20 protein-coding genes and 1 other RNA gene are annotated in these 20,580 nt (G+C 39.6%); 15 read left to right on the top strand and 6 right to left on the bottom strand.

Features of this window, described 5'->3' with window-relative positions; all coding sequences use genetic code 11:
* Window positions 1–6: 6 nt before the first annotated feature.
* On the bottom strand, window positions 7–741 hold the full coding sequence (locus C6N34_RS16910; RefSeq protein WP_057178888.1) for a hypothetical protein: 735 nt from the start codon (window positions 739–741) through the stop codon (window positions 7–9).
* A 192-nt stretch (window positions 742–933) separates the two neighbouring features.
* Between C6N34_RS16910 and C6N34_RS16905 the strand changes: the two genes are divergently transcribed.
* The 5 genes from C6N34_RS16905 to queF all read left to right on the top strand — a co-directional run bounded on the left by C6N34_RS16905 (window position 934) and on the right by queF (window position 2,554).
* Window positions 934–1,200: a YciI family protein gene (locus C6N34_RS16905; protein ID WP_096544447.1), complete on the top strand. Its 267-nt coding sequence runs from the start codon at window positions 934–936 to the stop codon at window positions 1,198–1,200.
* 37 nt (window positions 1,201–1,237) lie between these two features.
* An RNA gene (gene ffs / locus C6N34_RS16900) (signal recognition particle sRNA small type) lies at window positions 1,238–1,334 on the top strand.
* A 25-nt stretch (window positions 1,335–1,359) separates the two neighbouring features.
* Window positions 1,360–1,662, top strand: a complete 303-nt coding sequence (locus C6N34_RS16895; RefSeq protein ID WP_057178890.1) for a hypothetical protein — start codon at window positions 1,360–1,362, stop codon at window positions 1,660–1,662.
* Between the two features lie 41 nt (window positions 1,663–1,703).
* On the top strand, window positions 1,704–2,063 hold the full coding sequence (locus tag C6N34_RS16890) for a hypothetical protein (RefSeq protein WP_115538381.1): 360 nt from the start codon (window positions 1,704–1,706) through the stop codon (window positions 2,061–2,063).
* Between the two features lie 62 nt (window positions 2,064–2,125).
* Window positions 2,126–2,554 carry a preQ(1) synthase gene (gene queF / locus C6N34_RS16885; RefSeq protein WP_115538380.1) on the top strand — a complete coding sequence of 143 codons (429 nt, stop codon included), beginning with the start codon at window positions 2,126–2,128 and terminating at the stop codon, window positions 2,552–2,554.
* 24 nt (window positions 2,555–2,578) lie between these two features.
* Here the strand turns inward: queF and C6N34_RS16880 are convergent, their stop codons facing one another.
* Window positions 2,579–3,217 (bottom strand): histidine phosphatase family protein, encoded by a 639-nt coding sequence (locus C6N34_RS16880; RefSeq protein ID WP_115538394.1) that lies wholly within the window; start codon window positions 3,215–3,217, stop codon window positions 2,579–2,581.
* 88 nt (window positions 3,218–3,305) lie between these two features.
* On the opposite strand from C6N34_RS16880, the gene C6N34_RS16875 reads away from it, so the two are divergent.
* The 3 genes from C6N34_RS16875 (at window position 3,306) to C6N34_RS16865 (ending at window position 8,819) form a co-directional block, all read left to right on the top strand.
* On the top strand, window positions 3,306–4,850 hold the full coding sequence (locus C6N34_RS16875; protein ID WP_115538379.1) for a pyruvate kinase: 1,545 nt from the start codon (window positions 3,306–3,308) through the stop codon (window positions 4,848–4,850).
* Window positions 4,851–5,365: 515 nt separating this feature from the next.
* Window positions 5,366–6,964: a peptide ligase PGM1-related protein gene (locus C6N34_RS16870; RefSeq protein WP_115538378.1), complete on the top strand. Its 1,599-nt coding sequence runs from the start codon at window positions 5,366–5,368 to the stop codon at window positions 6,962–6,964.
* A 169-nt stretch (window positions 6,965–7,133) separates the two neighbouring features.
* Window positions 7,134–8,819, top strand: coding sequence for a potassium channel family protein (locus C6N34_RS16865; RefSeq protein ID WP_057178895.1), 1,686 nt, complete (start codon window positions 7,134–7,136; stop codon window positions 8,817–8,819).
* 79 nt (window positions 8,820–8,898) lie between these two features.
* On the opposite strand, the gene C6N34_RS16860 is transcribed toward C6N34_RS16865, so the two are convergent.
* Both C6N34_RS16860 and C6N34_RS16855 read right to left on the bottom strand, forming a co-directional pair.
* Window positions 8,899–9,648, bottom strand: a complete 750-nt coding sequence (locus C6N34_RS16860; RefSeq protein ID WP_115538377.1) for a phycobilisome rod-core linker polypeptide — start codon at window positions 9,646–9,648, stop codon at window positions 8,899–8,901.
* A gap of 105 nt (window positions 9,649–9,753) precedes the next feature.
* Complete coding sequence (locus tag C6N34_RS16855) at window positions 9,754–10,746, bottom strand: ROK family protein (protein WP_057178897.1); 993 nt, start codon at window positions 10,744–10,746, stop codon at window positions 9,754–9,756.
* A gap of 577 nt (window positions 10,747–11,323) precedes the next feature.
* Between C6N34_RS16855 and C6N34_RS16850 the strand changes: the two genes are divergently transcribed.
* The gene (locus C6N34_RS16850) at window positions 11,324–12,298 is read left to right on the top strand and encodes a sucrase ferredoxin (protein WP_057178898.1); all 975 of its coding nucleotides are present in this window, start codon (window positions 11,324–11,326) and stop codon (window positions 12,296–12,298) included.
* 25 nt (window positions 12,299–12,323) lie between these two features.
* Here C6N34_RS16850 and C6N34_RS16845 read toward each other — a convergent pair whose 3' ends face one another.
* Window positions 12,324–13,172 carry a zinc metalloprotease HtpX gene (locus C6N34_RS16845; protein WP_057178899.1) on the bottom strand — a complete coding sequence of 283 codons (849 nt, stop codon included), beginning with the start codon at window positions 13,170–13,172 and terminating at the stop codon, window positions 12,324–12,326.
* Window positions 13,173–13,342: 170 nt separating this feature from the next.
* On the opposite strand from C6N34_RS16845, the gene crcB reads away from it, so the two are divergent.
* Both crcB and C6N34_RS16835 read left to right on the top strand, forming a co-directional pair.
* Window positions 13,343–13,738 (top strand): fluoride efflux transporter CrcB, encoded by a 396-nt coding sequence (gene crcB / locus C6N34_RS16840; RefSeq protein WP_057178900.1) that lies wholly within the window; start codon window positions 13,343–13,345, stop codon window positions 13,736–13,738.
* Window positions 13,739–13,794: 56 nt separating this feature from the next.
* Window positions 13,795–14,181, top strand: a complete 387-nt coding sequence (locus C6N34_RS16835) for a DUF3110 domain-containing protein (protein ID WP_057178901.1) — start codon at window positions 13,795–13,797, stop codon at window positions 14,179–14,181.
* An 86-nt stretch (window positions 14,182–14,267) separates the two neighbouring features.
* Here C6N34_RS16835 and bchB read toward each other — a convergent pair whose 3' ends face one another.
* Window positions 14,268–15,794, bottom strand: a complete 1,527-nt coding sequence (gene bchB, locus C6N34_RS16830; RefSeq protein WP_006277951.1) for a ferredoxin:protochlorophyllide reductase (ATP-dependent) subunit B — start codon at window positions 15,792–15,794, stop codon at window positions 14,268–14,270.
* A gap of 259 nt (window positions 15,795–16,053) precedes the next feature.
* On the opposite strand from bchB, the gene C6N34_RS16825 reads away from it, so the two are divergent.
* The 4 genes from C6N34_RS16825 to C6N34_RS16810 all read left to right on the top strand — a co-directional run bounded on the left by C6N34_RS16825 (window position 16,054) and on the right by C6N34_RS16810 (window position 20,515).
* Window positions 16,054–16,380 (top strand): hypothetical protein, encoded by a 327-nt coding sequence (locus C6N34_RS16825; RefSeq protein WP_057178902.1) that lies wholly within the window; start codon window positions 16,054–16,056, stop codon window positions 16,378–16,380.
* A gap of 143 nt (window positions 16,381–16,523) precedes the next feature.
* Window positions 16,524–16,949, top strand: a complete 426-nt coding sequence (locus C6N34_RS16820; RefSeq protein WP_057178903.1) for a VOC family protein — start codon at window positions 16,524–16,526, stop codon at window positions 16,947–16,949.
* Window positions 16,950–17,045: 96 nt separating this feature from the next.
* Window positions 17,046–19,610, top strand: a complete 2,565-nt coding sequence (gene acnB / locus C6N34_RS16815) for a bifunctional aconitate hydratase 2/2-methylisocitrate dehydratase (protein WP_057178904.1) — start codon at window positions 17,046–17,048, stop codon at window positions 19,608–19,610.
* A 218-nt stretch (window positions 19,611–19,828) separates the two neighbouring features.
* On the top strand, window positions 19,829–20,515 hold the full coding sequence (locus tag C6N34_RS16810) for a PHP domain-containing protein (protein WP_057178905.1): 687 nt from the start codon (window positions 19,829–19,831) through the stop codon (window positions 20,513–20,515).
* The last annotated feature ends 65 nt before the right edge of the window (window positions 20,516–20,580 follow it).

The raw sequence follows: 20,580 nt of genomic DNA, 5'->3' as shown, positions 1-20,580 counted from the left end.
TATAACTTAACAGTTATCAGATATCTTGGGAGGCGCAAACCAGGATAAGTACTTTTCCGGAATTGATGAATTATATTCAAACACTGACACGGATGGTTTTAGTGTAAACAAACTGATTGAATAGACTACCAGTATGGCAATCTCCCGACCTAACTGTTGAATTTCTTCCTCTTTTTCGGTAATACTTTCCAAGATCCTTTCAAAATCACAGTCTCCGTATTCTTGTACGATTTCTGCCAGAGAACATTCTTCGATATACTGATCACGGTCGCGACTGTAATTTAATATTAAGGGACTTTTTTCTCCGTCTATCTCTAATGACACTACATGCTCATACCCGGTATAAAATTCTTCATCATCATAGGCATTCGTACACTCTATAACCTTGTAATCCATTAAACCTATGGGCAATTTAAAATTTGCCAACATCCAATTACTTGGATCCGTTCTAATTATGTCTATATAATCCACGTCCCAACTATACTCTATGTGATCAAGTTTGCCTAGAAAATTTTTAAATCCCTCTGTAAATAATATACATCTAGCATCAGTCCGTAAAGTATCAATTATCCTATTTAACCCGACACACTGGGCTTCTAGTAAATGATCTTCCCCATCATGAATCTCCTTCATTCGCTTATCTACAATCTGGCGTATATTTACGATTTGGTATCCAATCTGCTTAGCATGTTCTTCTAATAATGCTTGATGACTAGATAATAGTGAATCAATGTTCGTCATAATTTGCCTCCTACTTAATTGATCAACACAATGAACCGGGTAACCAATCCCACCCTACAGCTGGAAGGTTCCACTACCTTATTAGTATATTTGTTCTATAAAAAATTGGCAACCACCTAATGTTAAGAATTATTAACAGCGGAAACAGTCAATTCATGGTATTGTGTAGTCAGTTGTAAATGCTTAGTGAATATGCCTTGGTTTGTCAAAATAGAAGCAGGCCTAGTGGATAAAGCCACCTTTGATCAGTATGTGCCAGCCCATAGAGAATACGTAAAAGCACTAATAGACAAAGGACATAAAGCTAAAACTGGTTACTGGGCGAGAAAAGGTGGAGGGATGATGTTATTTGAGGCAGATTCTATGGAAGAAGCCCAGGCAATTGTTAGCGCAGATCCTTTGGTAATTAACGGTTGTGTTAATTACCAACTGCACGAGTGGAAAATTGTTTTAGAATAGTTGACCATTTTAGAAATTTCGTGTTATTATAAATTCAGACCTGGATCTATGCGATCTCAACGCCTAAACCTTGTCAGGACCGGAAGGTAGCAGCAATACGGGATGCTTGTGGTAGGCGTAGTCTCCGGGTTCCCCCATTTTTAGGAGTGCTTTACGGCAATGCCCGCTTTTGGAAAACTTGTAGAAAAAGCTTTTTACCTAGGTGTAGGTCTAGCGGCTTATGCTGGCGAAAGAGGTGGTGAAACCCTCAACCAAATGCGATCGCAAATTGAAAAATTAGCGGAGGAAATGGAAGCAAAGGGACAGATGACCACGGAGGAAGCTCGCCGTTTTGTGGAGGAGATGATCCAACAGGCTCAGCAGTCTCGGGGTACAGCACCAGACTCAGATAAAACCACCCCCGCAGAACCTCGTTTGATAGAAATAGTGGATGTGGAAGAGGTGGAAGAGAAAGACAAGTGATAATAAAGATGCAATTTGGTTTAGCTATTGCATGAAAACCTATGACATGGTGGCAAGAAGAATTACTTGATATTGTTTTAACCGTATCTGGTGAAGCAGAAAGACTATTCGAGGAAATCGATGAGATAGTGGATACTCTTTTCGATTTAACCGAGGAAATTGGCGAACAGGTTGGGAGTGCAGGTACGTGTTTAAGTGAGTTGTTAGAACCGGTGGTGGGGTTCTATTGGGATCTGGAAGATCCTAACCTCCCATATGAGGTGGAAGCTGATTCACTGAAAAATCCTGCATGTGTGGGTTGTAGTAATTATCATGGAGAAGTATATGGTGGGAACCTACTGGTTTGTGCCATGCATCCCTATGGTTGGGATGGGGAAAAGTGTCCCGACTGGGGGGGATAGAAATTTTTTTGTATCATAAAACATTATGATTTATATGTGCTTTTTAGTTAGTCCCAATAATTATGAGTCATTCCGTCAGTAACATTCTACCAAGTGAAGACCCCGTTAAAGAAGTAAAATATGGTGAGCGAGAAATCGAAGAGGGCAAACTAATTACCTTTCCCAATCCTCGCGTAGGTAGGGAATACACAATTGATATTACCTTACCTGAATTTACCTGTAAATGTCCTTTTTCCGGTTATCCCGACTTTGCCACGATTCATATTGCCTACATACCAGACCAAAGAGTAGTAGAGTTAAAAGCGTTAAAGTTATATATTAACAGCTACCGGGACAAGTACATTTCCCACGAGGAAGTGACCAATCAAATATTAGATGATCTGGTTATTGCCTGTGCACCCTTAGAAATGACTGTAAAAGCTGATTTTAATCCTCGTGGTAACGTACATATGGTGGTAGAAGTAAAGCATAAAAAGGGAGCAGCATCATAATCTTCATACCAATCTTCTGCTCCATTAGGTTCCCGGACGGAGACGGAGATGTTCTGGTATGTGATTGCGATCGCCCAACATTTCTAACATAGGACCATTAACATCAAACCTAACCATGCTAAGTGATGCTACCAAAATATTAATACGATATCTGTAGCATCCTAAATCAATTCCCAGTAGACTGCAAAGTATAATCCGAATCGTAGCCTTATGGGAGACCAGCAAAACATTACCCTGATGGTGTTTTTCTTTAATTTCCCTAATTACGGGAATAGATCGGTTAGCAATTTCTACAGCTGTTTCTCCTCCTTGAGGTGCATTCCATGCGGACTCCGTCAACCATTTAATATAGTTTTCAGTATAATTTTCCTGAACAAAGGACTTGCTTTTGGTTTCCCATTCTCCATAACTACCTTCTCGGATACCAGTTCTTAACTGCATATTTAGACCAGTTGCATCACAAAAAGGTTGAGCTGTAGCAATGGTTCGTTTCATAGGACTCACATAAACAGCTTCCCAAAATAAATTTTTATAAACATCAGCAAAACTATGAGCCATCTGGTTTCCTTCCGGTGTCAATTGTGCATCCGTTTCACCACAGAAATTGCCACTTTGACTAAAATTTGTTTCGCCATGCCGTAGCAGATATAAGTTGAGTGCCATAGTGTCCAATGGATGAAGATAAAGCGGTTTGTACAAAACCAGATTATCATTGGTTACGGTAGCGAACTGCTTCAGGTGAACCAGGATCATGAATATTACAGATCTCTCAAGTCCACCCATCTTATTAGATAGCTTGCTCAACCTTCGAGAAGCAGTAGAAAGAGATGGGAAAGCTATTTTTGACCAATGGCGATCGCACATCCAGCGTTCCCAATTTCTCCCTAGCGCCCTCAACCTAGCCCAGTATTTAGCCCTGCGGAGACACGACCTGCGTCCTTTGCAAGCTGCTCTTATGCCTTGGGGTTTATCTTCTTTGGGTCGTATAGAAGCAAGGGTGATGGCTAATCTAGATGCGGTTATTGCTACTCTAGCATTAATTTGCGAAGTTCCCATTCCTGCTCCTGTTACTCGTCCTGTTCTCACATCTTTTTTTGAGGGAGAGAATAGGTTAAGAGAACAGACAGAGTGCTTATTTGGTCCAGCGTTACCCCATCGTCGGGTGAGAATTATGGTCACCCTACCCACAGAAGCTGCTAGTGAATATGAAATGGTGCGGGAGATAATTGAGCGAGGTGCAACTTGTTTAAGAATAAACTGCGCCCATGACAATCCTATTATTTGGGAAAAGATGATTCAGAACATTCGTCAAGCTGAACAAGAACTTTCATCTCAATGTACAGTGATGATGGATTTAGGTGGTCCAAAAATTCGCACCGAAATAGTTTTAGCCCCTGCAGGTAAAAATCGCGTCTTCCGAGGAGATTTAATTGTTTTGTGTCGTAGTTTATCTAACCAAGCGATCGCAGATCCTATAGATAATATTCACATTAGTTGTACAGTACCAGAAATTCTGGACTTACTAACAGTGGGCACCTTAGTTTATATTGACGATGGTAAATTACGTACTCGGGTAGTTGATCAAGATTATCCTTTACCAGATGGTAGTTCTGGGTTTTTATTGGAGGTGACCCATGCTAAACCCAAGGGAGTGAAGCTATCTCCAGAAAAGGGACTAAATTTTCCCAACATAGTATTACCCCTAATTCCGCTCACACCAAAGGATCTAACTGATTTAGACTTCCTAGCTACCCATGCGGACATTATTGGTTATTCCTTTGTCCAACAAACAACAGATATCCAACTATTACAAAGCGAACTGGCGCAAAGATGCTTGCAGGGAGAACATCCAGCGATTATTGCCAAGATTGAAACCGCTGTAGCAGTTACTAACCTACCCGAACTAATTGTTCATGCAGCGGGGAAACACCCCTTTGGAGTAATGATTGCTAGGGGGGATCTAGCGGTAGAAATTGGCTATCAAAGATTAGCAGAGATACAAGAAGAAATTCTGTGGTTGTGTGAAGCTGCGCACGTTCCAGTGATTTGGGCAACTCAGGTATTAGAGAGTTTAGTCAAGGAAGGTGCCCCATCTCGTGGAGAAATGACAGATGCAGCTATGGCCGAAAGAGCTGAATGTGTTATGTTGAATAAGGGACCATTTATTACCCAAGCTGTCACCATCTTAGATGATGTGCTTACTAGGATGGAAGCCCATCAATTAAAGAAAACCCCCCAATTGCGGGCCCTGCGTTCCTGGGAGAACTTTTCTGCTTCAGGGGACGACACCATTTAATTGATAAGAAATAGGTTTTAAGTATCTATAGGTAAATTTCTCAAAACAAGTTTTTAAAAACTCATTTTGAGAAACTTATTTTCTGCTTTCGTTCCTGGGAGCTGTTAACAACTTGAGACTTGATGATTGGATATTGGTACACTCAGTTAGTAACATATTCGTCCATAAATGAGCGTAACCATCCCTTCATAGGCTCTTAATCCAATTATTTCTAACCATTAGATAATCACTGATCATGAAGGCTTGATCCCGTTTATCTGCTCTTAATTTAACTGTTAATTCTTGGTTATTTATCGTGCATCGGAAGTAAAAAAAAACCTGATTTTATCACTCTTCAGATATAGATTAGATATCTATTGGGCATAGCTAATTCAATATACTGATAACTGATTTAATAATTGACTTTTCTCAATCAATTTATAGCTAAAAAAATTTACAAAAATATACAGATAAAATCAGCCAAAAGAGTCTTACCTGGGATATATATTAACTAGTATATATTAGGGAGAAAAAATATGACTGAGAAAGATATATTACCAGGAATTGAACAATTTCGTAGTTTACAATCAACCCTAGGGGAGCGATGGAAACCCAGTGAGATATTTGACAATAGTGAGACTGATATTTTAATCATACCTTCCTTGAGTATTGATCAGCGAGAACTAGAAAAAGTTCAAGGTTGCGAGCATTATGAAGAAAGATTACTATTTTCTCTCATTCGTTTGCGCAACCCCCGAAATAGATTAATTTATGTCACATCAATGCCCATACATCCTAGCATTATTGACTATTATTTACAATTGCTACCGGGAATTCCTTTTTCCCATGCTCGCCATCGTCTATTAATGCTTTCTACCTACGATTCTTCTTTAAAACCGCTCAGTCAAAAAATCTTAGAACGCCCCCGATTAATAGAAAGAATACGCCAAGCATTACAGGTAGATAAAGCTTTTATAAGTTGTTATAACTCCACATTTTGGGAAGCAGAGTTATCTCTAAAACTGAATATACCTCTGTATGCTGCTGCGCCAGATTTACAGATTTGGGGAACAAAAAGTGGTAGTCGAGAAATTTTTGCCCAAACTGGTGTACCTCATCCAGATGGTAGTAAGTTGGTCTGGAATGCAAAAGAGCTGGCCAGGGAAGTGGCTAAGTTGTGGGAACGTCAACCACATTTAAAAAAAATAGTTGTCAAACTAAACCAGGGTATATCTGGAAAGGGAAATGCCATCTTAAATTTGTTTCCTTTAAGAGATTTTGCTCCCGGTAAAACCAACCATGTTGAAAGAGCAGAAGCCATTGAAAAAAGCTTTGTCAATCTACGTTTTCAAGCTCAACAAGAAAATTGGATAACCTTCTCTCAACTTATTTTAGAAATGGGAGCGATCGCCGAATCATTTATAGAAGGTGAAATCAAATATTCTCCCAGTGTGCAGGGAAGAATCACCCCCGATGGGACAGTAGAAATACTTTCCACCCATGATCAAATTCTAGGTGGTCCGGATGGACAAATTTATCTAGGGTGTCGGTTTCCAGCTAATGAGAATTATAGAGTAGAATTACAAGATATTGGTTTAGCTGTAGGCAAAAAACTGGCAGAAAAAGGAGCATTGGAAAGATTTGGCGTGGATTTTGTAGTAGTGGATCAAGGTAATGGTAAATGGGATATCCAAGCTATTGAAATTAATTTACGTAAAGGCGGTACTACTCACCCCTTTATGACTTTAAAGTTATTAACCAATGGGAGCTATGATTTATCCACCGGGTTATTTTACAGTCAGCAAGGAAAACCTAAATATTATGTTGCTACGGACAATTTACAAAAAGACTCCTACCGTGGGCTATTACCCAGTGACTTAATGGATATTATTGCCCATCACCGATTACATTTTGAGAGTGGAACAGAAACAGGAACTGTATTTCATCTGATGGGTTGTATTTCTCAGTTTGGCAAACTAGGTTTAACTAGCATTGGCAATTCCCCTGAACAAGCAGAAGAAATTCATAATCGGGTTATTCATGTGCTCGACCAAGAAACCAATAATGAAATTAATCATTACTCCCTATTCTCTAACTATGCTTTTCCCATAGCTGAGGATAGTTTTGGTTATTAATTCATTTGTTAAGTCGTTTATTAACAATGGGTCTATTCTGAAATATTTAATCTCCCAGTATTCTATACCGTATGTGGAGATACAGTTATATTGGGAGAAATCAATTATAAATACAAATAAATACAGAGTATTAAATACAGAGTATTAGTGACAATTGTGCTGATATTTCATGAAACCTCGAATTATTGTTTGTGGATTAGGTCGAACTGGTTATAAGATCTTTCGTCTACTGAGACAACAGGGCGCCCTAGTTGTTGGTATTCATCGTAGACCCATTGCAGGGGAAACTACAGGAGATGTGATTATTGGAGAGCTATGTGCAGCTTCTACCCTACAAGCAGCAGGAGTTGAACAGGCACATACTCTAGTAATTGCCACAGCTGATGATGGTATAAATTTATCAGTTATGATGCAAGCTCGGGTACTAAATCCTAATATTCGCATTATTAACCGATTTTATAATACTAATTTAGGAGAACGTTTAGATCATACCCTGATAGATCATCTGAGTATGAGTGTTGTAGGTCTAGCAGCACCCGTATTTACCTTTGCTGCTTTAGGAAATAAAGCTATAGGAGAAATTAAATTATTTGATCAAACCTGGCCAATTCATGAGGAATATATTGATGACAATCATCCATGGCAAGGAAAAAAAATTAGTGACCTATGGGAAGAAAAAACACGAATGCTGATTTATTATTTACCAACCACGGGAAAAATGAATTTGGTATCCGCAGTATTATCAGAACAACGTTTAAAAATGGGCGATCGCCTGATTATTGGTATTCAACCACGGGTCAGTTACACACGCAAATCATGGGCTAGGAAAATAATTAAAATCCTCACCAGTATTAGGCATTTTCAGAAGCATGCCCAATCAGTAATTGCCATGGCAATAGTATTATTTATAATCATTTTAATTGCCACACTTACTTATGTATATGCCAAATTAAATATTTCATTTGTGGATGCCTTATATTTTGCTGTAGGGATGATTACAGGTGCGGGTGGTAATGATAAAGTTGTGGAAGCAGCACCAAACAGCATTAAAGTATTCACAATTGTTATGATGTTAGCAGGAGCAGTGGTATTTGGTCTTTGGTATGCCATGTTAACAGATTTCGTCTTAGGAAGTCGTCTGAAACAATTTTGGGATGCAGCGAGAATTCCTCAAAGACACCATTATATTGTTTGTGGTTTAAGTGGGATTGGGATTAAAATTGTGCAGCAATTAAATGCCAGTGGTAATGAAGTAGTAGTAATTGAAACTGATACTCATAATAAATATGTAAGCACAGCTAGGGGAATGGGCATTCCGGTGATATTAGCGGATGCCAGTTTTCGGACAACCTTACAAACTAGTAATATAGATACAGCAAATGCAGTTTTAGCGGTAACTAATAACGATGCAATCAATTTAGAAATTGCCTTAAAAGCTAAAGGTTTAGCCCCAAAAATTCCCGTAGTGGTGAATTATGCTGACCCTGATTTTGCGGGAATGGCCAAACAAGTATTTGGTTTTGAAGCAGTATTAAGTCCTGCAGAATTAGCAGCGCCAGCATTTGCTGCTGCTGCATTGGGGGGAAGAATTATTGGCAATGGTATTATAGGTGATAACTTATGGGTAGCCTTTGCAACATTGATTAGTCCTAATCACCCCTTTTGTGGTCAGTGGGTAAAGGACGTAGCTAGATATGCGGATTTTGTGCCTTTATATGTAGAAACCAATAATCAAACCCTACATGGTTGGGATTTGTTAGAAACTAATTTAAGTCCGGGGGACATTTTATATTTAACAATTCCAGCCAATCGGTTATATCAGTTATGGCGTGAGGAACAGGAAATGGTGGGTTAGTGCTTGATAAAAATCCCCATTTCCTCAATACCTTAGCCAAAATCCTGAAACCCAATAGAATTCTGGCTAAGTTATGTATTTAAAAATTAACTAGACCATAATAAGTGAGAATCACATAAATTGTCCCAGCTAAAATCAACAGATTTCCTAATATTCCAAAGCCTGATGATAAGACTAGATAAATTGGATGGTAAGGAGGTTGTTGCCATTTCCATAGATAGCTTAGAGGCGCTTTATTTTGGAAATAACCCAAATTCTCTAGTTGTTGACGATAATACTGATCATAACGGGGAAATTGGCTAAAAGGTAATTCTCCCATACTATGTTGGGCAATTACTCTTCGCCGATGATAGGGAACTGTATAATCACCAAAATTACTTTCATATTCCTCACTATTGAGCAGTGCATCAATGAAACCTTGTCTTCCTTTTGTTCCCAAAATTATTGACCAAGCCATGGTTTCTTGTTTACTGTAGACGTTTCTTCCCAACACTCTCTGGATACACATTTCTACGAAGCGATAATTATTGTTCGTGTCGTAGTTCCGTAAACGAAAGGTCTCTGATAACAATAGTCCTCTAATAAAATCTCTGACGCTAATGCTATTGTGTTTTAATTGGGACTCCAGGGTTAACTGACGATTACTCCTCAAAATTTGCTGCTCATTAAAAATTTGCCGATAAGCAGCCCAAATTAATTCATTAACCTCTGGGATAGAAGGACTACCTTCCATGGTGTAAACTGGCGGATTTTCATCTCCAGGAATTTCAAAACTTTTTACTCTTTGGTTTTGACTGGATGGAGAATATTGTAGTAAAGGAATGGTCATGTTTATCCTGTGGAATCATTTTGGAGTTTGTAGAGCTGTTCAGGATTTACACAATTTCTATGGATTTGTAATCTATATAATATAATTTAATAATATCTCATTTAATCAGATTCTGTATCCAGAATAGCCAATATCTAAACCCAAAGCTACCGCTCCCCACAATGGAGCATCATCTCCTAAAACCGCTCGCACAATCTCGAAATTCACCTCTGGTAAAGCAGTTTGATGGGCTGTTTTTCTCACAATGGTCCAAAAACTATCCCCTGCTTTTGTAACCCCACCCCCCAAGATAAATCTCTGGGGATTGATCAAGTTAGCCACATTGCCAATACCTACTCCTAAAGCCCAAGCTGCTGTATATAAAACCGATTTTGCTAACTCATCTCCATTTGATGCTGCTAAACTGACTATTTGCCCAGTGATTAAATCCAAATTATTACCTACTAACTTTCGTAGTATATCTCCCTGGACATTCTCACCAGAACTGGTCGATTGTTGTGCCACTTTTTCTAATAATTCTCTGGCATTTTGGGCAATGTAAGGACCCGATGCAAAACGCTCTACACACCCTCTTTTACCACATAAACATACTGGACCCCTAGGGTCTACTACTACATGACCAATTTCCCCCGCCATCCCTCCTGTACCTTGCCAAAGTTGATTATTTAAAATCCATCCTCCGCCTACTCCTGTACTTATGGTAATATAAAACAAACTGTCGTATCCCTGCCCAGAACCAAACCGATGCTCCCCTATGGCAGCCACGTTCGCATCATTGTCTATACTAACTGGAGCTTTATATTCCTCTTCTAATAGCAGTTTCAACGGAATATTTTCCCAACCAGGTACATGATGAGATAGTCTGACTATTCCCGTTTGTGCATCCACTGGTCCACCAAAACTAACTCCTATGGCATCCGCTCTACGATTGTCTAGTACAGCACTGATGAGCGATCGCATGATTTCTAGGTCATTTAATGCGTCCCCATTTTTGGGTGATAACTGACTCTCACGGCGTAACCATTCTCTTGCGTCTGCTTCTACAGTACCTGCGGCCAACTTAGTTCCCCCGAAGTCCAGGGCCAATATTAATGTCATACGTTTTTAACTCCTATGCTCACATAATAATTCAGAATAATCGGAAATTTTCAATTCCATTGACCATGTACAAGTATTGAGAAAAATTATTAAAAATATGCTATATCTCACTCTTGTCTTTTGGCAATGATTCTGTTACCATTATCACTTAATTGCTATACTTCCCACAAAAAGCTAAAATTCGCCTTGCAGTGGATGAGTTATGGACTAAAAACTGCACACAACCCCTAAGTCTCTCCCATGCCAACAATTAGGAATTTTTCTCATTTAAGGATCGCTCATAGTTATGACTAAGAACATACTAATGCGTAAAGGCAAAATATTAAAATATATTAGGTACGACTAATTGCGTATATAGAGGTTATTAAGGGAATTTAAAGTATATTTAAAGTAAATCAAAATTTATTTTAAAAAGTAAAATCAGAGGGAGTATGTCACAATAGATTATTAATAAAATATTGTTAATTCTAGTGGTTAATTTACCAAGTTTATGGAAATCGCCATGATTTGCAAAAATAGTAGTTGTCAACACAATTTTTCCAATGACTAACTTAAAAAAATAATTGCTAAAGGTAACATGAAAAATTTTTTTTGCTCGGACTACTCACGACAAATAGGAGAAGAAATAATTGGTAGTGCAACCAACTACCAAACTTATATTTTAGTAGAATGTCCACCTCCTTGGATATCAGAAGCATTTGGCTCCAAATGGGTACCTAGTAACCTGCAATTGCTACACAGGGAGTTACAAAGTAAGAAACTACCAATTAGATTCTTATTGATTGCCAAGGAAGATTCCCATAAAAATCAAGAAACCACACTGCTGATCTATCATAAACCCCAGGGTTTAACAAAAAGTTATATTAAGCGAGAATTTAGGTTGCCGGATATTGAGTTAGTAGAGGGAGAAGTGAGAAAATGGTTGGCGGGTGAAAACAGTGATTACAAAATACAAAATAAATTTACTAGGGATATTCTTATTTGTACCCATGGCAGTCATGATCAATGTTGTGCTAGGTATGGCAACCCCTTTTATTTTCACGCCCAGAAGACAATTGTGGAGTTGCAATTAGAGGAAGTGAGAATTTGGAGATCTAGTCATATTGGTGGACATCGTTTCGCCCCCACAGCCATAGATTTACCAGAAGCTAGATACTATGGATTATTGGATCAACAGTCTTTACAAGCGATTTTATTTCGTGCTGGAGACATTAAAATCCTAGATAGGGTTTATCGTGGGTGGGGCCTTTTACCACCAGCGTTACAGGTTTTAGAGAGGGAAATAATTTATATTCAGGGATGGGATTGGTTTAATAACAAGGTGTCAGGAAGAGTGTTAGAACAGAGTATGGACAATAATACAATATTAGCAGAGCTAAGTTATGAAAATTCTGCTGGTTGTTTATATACTCTTCAAGCCAAACTTATCAAAGATACGGTCAAAACCCGAATCCTAAAAACTTCTTGTCATGCAACAGAAGAGTCATTAGTTGTTAAGTATGCTATTGACAACCTCTATGCTAAGTCCACAGAGGTTGTATCTGCGATTTAGAGCTTTTCAAAAATTTGTGAAAAAGTTAGTTCTCTAATTGTAACAGCGCTTGCACACGGGACTGGGTTGATGGATGACTAGAGAATAAATTAGCCAAAAACTGTCCAGAAATGGGATTAATAATCAATAATGGTTCAAAAGCTGGATTAGCATCTAAAGGTGTTTCTCTAGCAGCTGCTTCTAGTCTTTGTAAAGCTCGAGCTAAAGCTCTGGGATTTCCTGTTATTTTAGCAGCACCAGCATCAGCGGAAAATTCTCTGGTGCGAGAAATTGCCAACTGTATAATTGTTGCTGCTAGGGGTGCCAACATAACTGTCAATAACACTCCCAAGGGATTTCCTCCCCTGTTGTTGTCCCTTGAACCACCGCCAAACCAAAGACTATAACTCAACATTTGTGCCAGGAAGGAAATTGCACCAGCAACCGTAGCAGCTACAGCTTGAGTTAGAGTATCCCTATTAACTATGTGGGTAAGCTCATGGGCAATTACTCCTTCTAATTCCTCTTCTGGTAAAATATTTAAAATCCCTTCTGTTACTGCAACTGCTGCATGCTCTGGATCTCTACCAGTAGCAAAGGCATTAGCAGTATAAGTAGGTACAATATACAACTTAGGCATAGGCATATTGGCGCGGCTTGATAATTTTGCCACCATACGATGAAGAACGGGTAACTGGGCTTCACTCACTGGCTGAGCATTATATACCGCTAAGGCAATCTTATCTGACTGATACCAGGAAAATAGGTTGGTAATTGCTGCTAAACCGATCCCTAGGACTAGTCCACCACTACCACCTATAATCCAATAACTAATAGCAATTAATAATCCACTTAGAGCTGCTAATAGAGCAAGAGTCTTGAATTGATTTCCCATAGTTTGATCTCCCAGTTGTACAATAAAATTTATATGTGTAGTAACCTCACATAACCAATAGGATAAAACCAATAACTGGCTGTAATTTAATTTTATCCCATGGCAACATAATGTACAATGATGAAAACCTCTCCTCAAAGTACGGATTTCTCAATCTCAATGAGAATGCTATGTTACAAAATCTTACTATCCGTCAATTATTAGCCATTAGTTTAGGTGCGATCGCCGGTGCTTTAATTCGTTACTATCTAACCTTTTGGTTGACGCTGAAATTGGGGACAAATTTTCCCTATGGGACATTCTTTATTAATCTTAGTGGTTGTGCAGCAATGGGGTTTTTTACCGGTTGGATGGGACAAAAAACCATAGTTCCGCAGGAAGTAAGGTTAATGATCTCCACGGGCTTTTTAGGCGCATATACAACTTTTTCTACATATAGTTTAGAGTCCCTAGCCTTAGTTCAGGGGGGAGATTTTTTCAAGGCCATTTTTTATTGGTTAGGTAGTGCAGTTTTAGGGGTTACTAGCTTATACTTGGGTATAGCATTTGCTCGTTATTTACTGTAGTATGGAATCCGAGACCTGATGGAAATAAAATAAAGAGAAAATTTCCAGGATGAACTATGGGCGTCTTTGTACTAATTTTTAATGCTGGCACAGATAATGAAGGAATTCATTCCATTTTAGTGGGTAATCGTAATACAATTATGATGTTTGAATCACAAGACGATGCAACTCGCTTCGCTTTGATGTTAGAAGCCCAGGATTTCCCCATGGCTAAAGTTGAAGAGATGGATCAACAGGAGATCGAGGAATTTTGTCAACAGTATGGCTTTGACTGGCAATTTGTACCGCAAGATAGCACTGTTTTGATTACCCCTCCAGAAAAAAATGTAGAGAAAACAGATTGGGAACAGGGTAATTCCAGTGAAAAGACCAAGGAGGAACAACAGGAAATCTCTAGTTCTGAACTAGATAGTATTCGTCGGCGATTGGAAGGGTTATTATAGACAATTTACAATTATGGCGATCGCATCTTTTTTCTCAAGACTTTAAATAATGCGATCGCCTGACCTAGGCTAGAAAAAGGGTTTGACTAGGCTCCCACAGACTCTTTGGCAGCATATAACACTTCCGCCGAGATATCTTTAAATCCTCGTTCACGGGCAAATTTTTCCGTATTCCGTTTCACCTTACCTCGGACAAAACCGGGAATCTTATTTAATTCGGCCAACCCGTCTTTTGTCCAATTTAAATCAGATTCTGCAGAAATTCCCTTAGTAATTACCTCCTTAGTATCATGACCACCGAAAATTTCTAACAGGTGATCTTCCATTCCCAGGGTGAAGGAGTTATAAATTAAATCAGTCAGTTGATTTGTCCCTTCATAACCCATAAATGGTTTGTAACCTATAGGAAAGTTTTGTACGTGAATAGGAGCTGCAATAACTCCACAGGGAATATTTAAGCGTTTACCTACATGGCGTTCCATTTGAGTGCCAAAAATTGCTGCAGGTTCCACCCGGGCGATCGCATCTCCGATGGATCCGTGGTCATCTGTAATGAGAACCTCATCACAATATTCACTAACCTGTGCTTTAAACCAGTCAGCATCGTATTTACAATAAGTGCCCGACCAGACCACATGAATACCCATTTCCCTGGAAAGAATTTTGGTCATTGCTGCTGCGTGGGTACTATCACCGAAAACCACCGCCTTTTTACCGGTTAAATTCTGACAGTCAATAGAGCGAGAAAACCAAGCAGCTTGGGATACATACAGAGTTTGTTCGTTGATGAATTCTTCATAATCAACATTGGCACCTTGTTGATTAATTATTTGTTGAATTTGACGAATACATCTAGCAGTTTCCACCACACCCATAGGAGTAATATCCACATAGGGGGTGGCAAATTCTTCCTGTAAGTAATTAGCAGTTAATAGACCCAATTCCCGATAGGGAATCAAGTTAAACCAGGCCTTTGGCAGATTCTTCAACTCATGGACTGAAGCTCCTTCAGGAATAACTGCATTTACCTCAATACCCAAATCAGCCATTAATTTTTTCAACTCGGTGCAATCATGATTATTATGAAATCCCAAAGTAGAAATACCAATAATATTCACCGACGGTCTTTCAGTTTTACCACTTGGCAATTCCTCTTTTTTCCGAGCTTTTTCTATGTAATATTTAACAATTTGATGTAAAGTTCTGTCCGCTGCTTGTAGCTCATTTACACGATAATGATTAACATCTGCTAACAACACATCCCCTTTAGCATCCATTTGAGCACGGTCTACAAAGTTTTGTAGATCCTCCTGCAAAATACTAGAAGTGCAAGTAGGAGTCAAAACTATTAAATCCGGGTGTTCTTCCGCATCCTTACGAGTGATATTTTCTACTACTTTCTCCTGAGAACCGCGAGCCAAAACATTCCGGTCTACAATGCTAGCTGTAACCGGTGTAAAATCACGTTCTCTGGATAACATAGAACGCATAACATTAAAATAATCATCACCCAAGGGAGCATGCATAATCGCATGAACATTTTTAAAAGAACTAGCTACTCTTAGGGTGCCAATGTGGGCAGGTCCTGCATACATCCAGTAAGCTAATTTCATTCAGTCTTCTCCTGTAACAAGTTAAAGAACCTAAACCAACCTATAATCCAAGCTCAATCGGGTGGTAAGTAGGTACTAGGATCGTTTATTAAATTGGTTCTATCTTCTCAAACTCAAGCTCGAGAAACAAATAAGATTTATTACGATGGAACTGGGTATCCGCTGATAAATCAGCGGAGCATCAAAAAATGTAACTAGAATGTAAAATTATTGTTAAAGAATCAAACTTGTATTGGAATCGAAGACAGGAGATCTTGCCATGTTTGGATTTATCAAAAATTTAATTGCGGGCATTTTGAGCTTTATTAGTGGAATATTTGGCAAAAAGGACGAATATTACTTAGAGCTTAAAGAAGAAAATGAACCAACCACAGTAGTACAAGTAGCACCAGTAGTTAAGGTAGAATCGGTTGTAACACCCAAGGTAGAATCGATTCCAGCACCGGTGGAAAAACCAGTAGTAGCAAAGGAAACTACCTTTGCACCCCAATACCTGCTCACCCTAACTTCCCGAGCACGTCGTCGTCCTGGTGCCAACATGAGTGGTTTTATGGACATGGCCCGTGAAGCTAAGGTTCCCAGTTAGTAAGCTGGTAGTAAGCTTGGGGTCAACAGTTGAATCTTTGCTGCTATGACCCCACTGCTTCTAATCAGAACGCCTGCACTCAATTTTTCCCATCTACTCCATCTATAGGTCTAGCTAAAAAGCTATAATACACATTGGCAACCATGAAAACTATATTTCACTTAGCATTTCCCATTGGTGATATTTCTCAAACTAAAGGCTTTTATATTGATGGATTAGGCTGCATAGCTGGTCGAGAAAACCCCCATGCTTTAATCCTTAATCTTTATGGACATCAACTAGTAGCACATATCACTAAAGAACCCTTAACACCTCAAAAGGCCATTTATCCTAGGCATTTTGGTTTAGTGTTTATCCAAGAAGAAGATTGGCAAGAACTCCTAGAACGTGCCAAAACTAAAGAGTTGAATTTTAGAGAAGAACCAAAAAATCGCTTTGTCGGTTCTCCCCTAGAACACCGAACTTTTTTCTTGGAAGACCCATTCTATAACATCATGGAGTTTAAACACTACCGCTACCCGGAAGCAATCTTCGGTAGTTCTCAATATACAGGTATAGGTGACACTTAGGCGACACTTAATGCGGAGCATTTTTAGGTGGTGGTTAACGGTTTATCCTGAAATAGGTTAAAATAGGAGCAATAACAGCAAAAAAGGGAACTTGGCATGTTAGCAGAATACCAACGACACACTCAAGAACGGGGAGAATTAGGTATACCCCCATTACCACTAAATGTGGAGCAAACATCTCAACTATGTGAATTACTTAAAAATCCCCCTGCAGGAAAAGAAGAGCTATTATTACATTTATTACGGGACCGCATTCCCCCAGGAGTAGACCAATCAGCTTATATTAAAGCTGGTTTCCTCACCGCTGTTGCTAAACAAGAAATTACCAGTCCTTTAATTTCTCCTCTCACCGCAGTAGAACTGCTGGGAACCATGGTAGGAGGTTATAACGTACAGTCATTAATTAACTTGCTCTCCTCACCAGTAGCTGAAGCTGCAACAACGGCTCTAAGTAAAATTCTACTTGTATATGACTCATTCAATGATGTATTAGAACTTTCCCAGACTAATTCCTATGCTAAACAGGTCATAGACTCCTGGTCCGCAGGAGAATGGTTCACCTCCCGTCCTACCCTAGCAGACCAAATTACGGTTACGGTTTTCAAGGTTCCAGGAGAAACCAACACTGATGATTTATCACCCGCTACCCACGCCACAACCCGTCCTGATATTCCCCTGCACGCCTTAGCAATGTTGGAAACCAGACAACCAGGAAGCTTGGAAACTATCGCCCAACTTAAACAAACAGGATATCCCATAGCATACGTCGGAGATGTGGTGGGTACAGGTTCATCACGTAAATCGGCAATCAACTCCGTATTATGGCATATAGGCAATGATATTCCCTTTGTTCCTAACAAAAGAGCAGGTGGTTATATTTTAGGCGGTGCGATCGCCCCTATCTTTTTCAACACAGCTGAGGATGCGGGTGCACTACCAATCCAGTGTGATGTTACTCAAATGGAAACGGGTGACATTATTACCATTCACCCTTACCAGGGTGAAATCACCAAAGAGGGAAAAATCATTGCCACCTTCAATTTAAAACCGGACACGATTTTAGATGAAGTTCGCGCTGGTGGAAGAATACCTCTGTTGATTGGACGCACTCTCACGGACAAGACAAGACAAGCATTAAGTTTAGCGCCCAGTGATTTATTTATTCGTCCCCAACTACCAAAAGATACGGGTAAGGGTTACACCCTAGCGCAAAAAATGGTTGGTAGAGCTTGTGGTCTCCCAGGTGTGCGACCAGGTACTTCCTGTGAACCAATTATGACCACAGTTGGTTCCCAAGATACCACAGGACCAATGACCAGGGATGAATTGAAAGAACTTGCTTGTTTAGGTTTCAGTGCGGATCTGGTAATGCAAAGTTTTTGCCACACCGCAGCATACCCTAAACCAGTAGATGTGAAAACCCATCAAGAACTACCAGACTTTTTTGCATCCCGTGGAGGTGTAGCTCTTCGTCCAGGAGATGGGATTATTCACTCCTGGTTGAACCGGATGTTATTACCAGACACGGTGGGAACCGGTGGAGACTCCCACACTCGTTTTCCTTTGGGCATATCTTTCCCCGCTGGTTCAGGACTGGTTGCATTTGCAGGTGCTTTGGGTGTAATGCCTTTAGATATGCCTGAATCAGTTTTGGTCAGATTTAAAGGAGAATTACAACCAGGAGTAACTCTGAGGGATATTGTTAATGCTATTCCCTACGTTGCTATCCAGAAGGGACTATTAACCGTGGAGAAGAAGAACAAGAAAAATATCTTCTCCGGTAGAATTATGGAAATTGAAGGACTACCAGATTTAAAAGTCGAGCAGGCTTTTGAATTGACCGACGCTTCAGCAGAACGCTCTTGTGCTGGTTGTACTATTAAACTAAGTGAAGAAACAATTGCTGAATACTTACGTTCCAATATTGCCCTGTTAAAAAATATGGTAGCCAGAGGTTATGGTGATGGGCGCACCATTATGAGACGAGTGGCAAAAATGGAAGCATGGTTGGCTAACCCCATACTTTTGACAGCAGATCCAAATGCAGAATATGCAGAAGTGATTGAAATTAATTTAAACGACATCAAGGAACCTATTGTCGCAGCCCCTAACGATCCTGACAATGTTAAGTTATTATCGGCAGTTGCTAATGATCCAGTGCAGGAAGTATTTGTGGGCTCTTGTATGACCAATATTGGACATTATCGCGCCACCGCCAAGGTCTTGGAAGGTGCAGGCCAAGTAAAAGCAAGACTGTGGATAGCACCACCAACCAGAATGGATGAGTATCAATTAAAGCAAGAAAAGGTATATGATGTTTTTGTCAATGCCCATGCCAGAACCGAAGTTCCTGGATGTAGCCTATGTATGGGAAATCAAGCAAGAGTAGAAGATAATACAACTGTATTTTCTACATCAACCCGCAATTTTAATAATCGCATGGGTAATGGTGCACAAGTATATTTGGGTTCGGCAGAGTTGGCAGCAGTTTGTGCTTTATTGGGACGTATTCCCACAGTGGAGGAATATATGTCCGTTGTGGTTGAAAAAATTAACCCCTTTGCCGATAACTTGTATCGCTACTTGAATTTCGATCAAATTACCGGTTTTGAAGATCAAGGTAGGGTCATTAGCAAGGAACAGCAGGCAACTTTGATTTGATGCGGTCACCGACGTAGAACGTCGGTGATTATTGACAAAATTATTTAAGAGTATTAGTATGTCCTTATACAACTAATCAGAAATACTGATGAATTTTTACGGCAAAAATTTGCCAGGTTTGTTATTATTCATAATAAGTCAAAAGATTCGGTGCATCCGATCAGTAAGTGTGGCCTGCTGGTTTATTCAAAATTATAGATTGTTGATCACAGAGAGTTATGGTTGTAAATTTTGCCCGGACTACTGCTGGTACAGAATACCTAAGACGAGTCTTCCAAAGACTTGATAAACAAAGTTGTCCCCAATTGTTCAACTTCCATGCGCACACGGTATTTTCTGATGGTAAATTGCACCCCCATATACTTATGGAACAGGCGATCGCCATTGGGTTAAAGGGCTTAGCCATTACAGATCATCATAGCGTTGAAGGATATGAGAAAGCAAAAAATTGGCTAGAAGAATGGCAATGCCATCATCCTTTTAGTCCCGCACCCCATCTATGGAGTGGGGTAGAAATTAATGCTGAACTATTGGATGTAGAAGTACACATTTTAAGTTATAGCTTTGAAGTGGAACACCATCGCATGAAACCCTATTTACAGCGAGAAGCAGCTATAGGAGAAGAATATAATGCATTAAATGTCATTGCGGCTGTTCACGACGCTGGAGGAATAGCTGTGCTTGCCCATCCAGCCCGCTACAAGAAATCGCACTTTGAATTAATACCCAAAGCGGCTGAGTGTGGTATTGATGGAGTAGAATCTTTTTATGCTTACAAAAATCCCACCCCCTGGGAACCGTGTCCTAAACTAACTGCTGAGGTACAAATGTTGGCAGAGGAGTATGGACTAATGAGCACCTGTGGAACAGATACCCATGGATTAAGTTTATTGCAACGTTTGTAATTTAAATTTAGGAAGAAATTGTTAAAATCTGATTTAGAAATTGCCATTGATATAAAAAATGGTAC

Origin of the sequence: Cylindrospermopsis raciborskii Cr2010 (genome assembly GCF_003367075.2) — a bacterium.
GTDB classification, from domain to species: domain Bacteria; phylum Cyanobacteriota; class Cyanobacteriia; order Cyanobacteriales; family Nostocaceae; genus Raphidiopsis; species Raphidiopsis raciborskii.
The sequence above is the reverse complement of the archived record's forward strand: the minus strand, read 5'-3'. Positions and strand labels throughout refer to the sequence as shown.

Coding starts and splice junctions, on each gene's coding strand:
- C6N34_RS16845 (WP_057178899.1), bottom strand. CDS start 13,172: ATGGGAAATCAATTCAAGACTCTTGCTCTATTAGCAGCTCTAAGTGGA.
- C6N34_RS16905 (WP_096544447.1), top strand. CDS start 934: ATGCCTTGGTTTGTCAAAATAGAAGCAGGCCTAGTGGATAAAGCCACC.
- crcB (WP_057178900.1), top strand. CDS start 13,343: ATGTTACAAAATCTTACTATCCGTCAATTATTAGCCATTAGTTTAGGT.
- C6N34_RS16835 (WP_057178901.1), top strand. CDS start 13,795: ATGGGCGTCTTTGTACTAATTTTTAATGCTGGCACAGATAATGAAGGA.
- C6N34_RS16870 (WP_115538378.1), top strand. CDS start 5,366: ATGACTGAGAAAGATATATTACCAGGAATTGAACAATTTCGTAGTTTA.
- C6N34_RS16895 (WP_057178890.1), top strand. CDS start 1,360: ATGCCCGCTTTTGGAAAACTTGTAGAAAAAGCTTTTTACCTAGGTGTA.
- C6N34_RS16820 (WP_057178903.1), top strand. CDS start 16,524: ATGAAAACTATATTTCACTTAGCATTTCCCATTGGTGATATTTCTCAA.
- C6N34_RS16890 (WP_115538381.1), top strand. CDS start 1,704: ATGACATGGTGGCAAGAAGAATTACTTGATATTGTTTTAACCGTATCT.
- C6N34_RS16865 (WP_057178895.1), top strand. CDS start 7,134: ATGAAACCTCGAATTATTGTTTGTGGATTAGGTCGAACTGGTTATAAG.
- acnB (WP_057178904.1), top strand. CDS start 17,046: ATGTTAGCAGAATACCAACGACACACTCAAGAACGGGGAGAATTAGGT.
- C6N34_RS16860 (WP_115538377.1), bottom strand. CDS start 9,648: ATGACCATTCCTTTACTACAATATTCTCCATCCAGTCAAAACCAAAGA.
- bchB (WP_006277951.1), bottom strand. CDS start 15,794: ATGAAATTAGCTTACTGGATGTATGCAGGACCTGCCCACATTGGCACC.
- C6N34_RS16855 (WP_057178897.1), bottom strand. CDS start 10,746: ATGACATTAATATTGGCCCTGGACTTCGGGGGAACTAAGTTGGCCGCA.
- C6N34_RS16880 (WP_115538394.1), bottom strand. CDS start 3,217: ATGGCACTCAACTTATATCTGCTACGGCATGGCGAAACAAATTTTAGT.
- C6N34_RS16910 (WP_057178888.1), bottom strand. CDS start 741: ATGACGAACATTGATTCACTATTATCTAGTCATCAAGCATTATTAGAA.
- queF (WP_115538380.1), top strand. CDS start 2,126: ATGAGTCATTCCGTCAGTAACATTCTACCAAGTGAAGACCCCGTTAAA.
- C6N34_RS16810 (WP_057178905.1), top strand. CDS start 19,829: ATGGTTGTAAATTTTGCCCGGACTACTGCTGGTACAGAATACCTAAGA.
- C6N34_RS16825 (WP_057178902.1), top strand. CDS start 16,054: ATGTTTGGATTTATCAAAAATTTAATTGCGGGCATTTTGAGCTTTATT.
- C6N34_RS16850 (WP_057178898.1), top strand. CDS start 11,324: ATGAAAAATTTTTTTTGCTCGGACTACTCACGACAAATAGGAGAAGAA.
- C6N34_RS16875 (WP_115538379.1), top strand. CDS start 3,306: ATGAATATTACAGATCTCTCAAGTCCACCCATCTTATTAGATAGCTTG.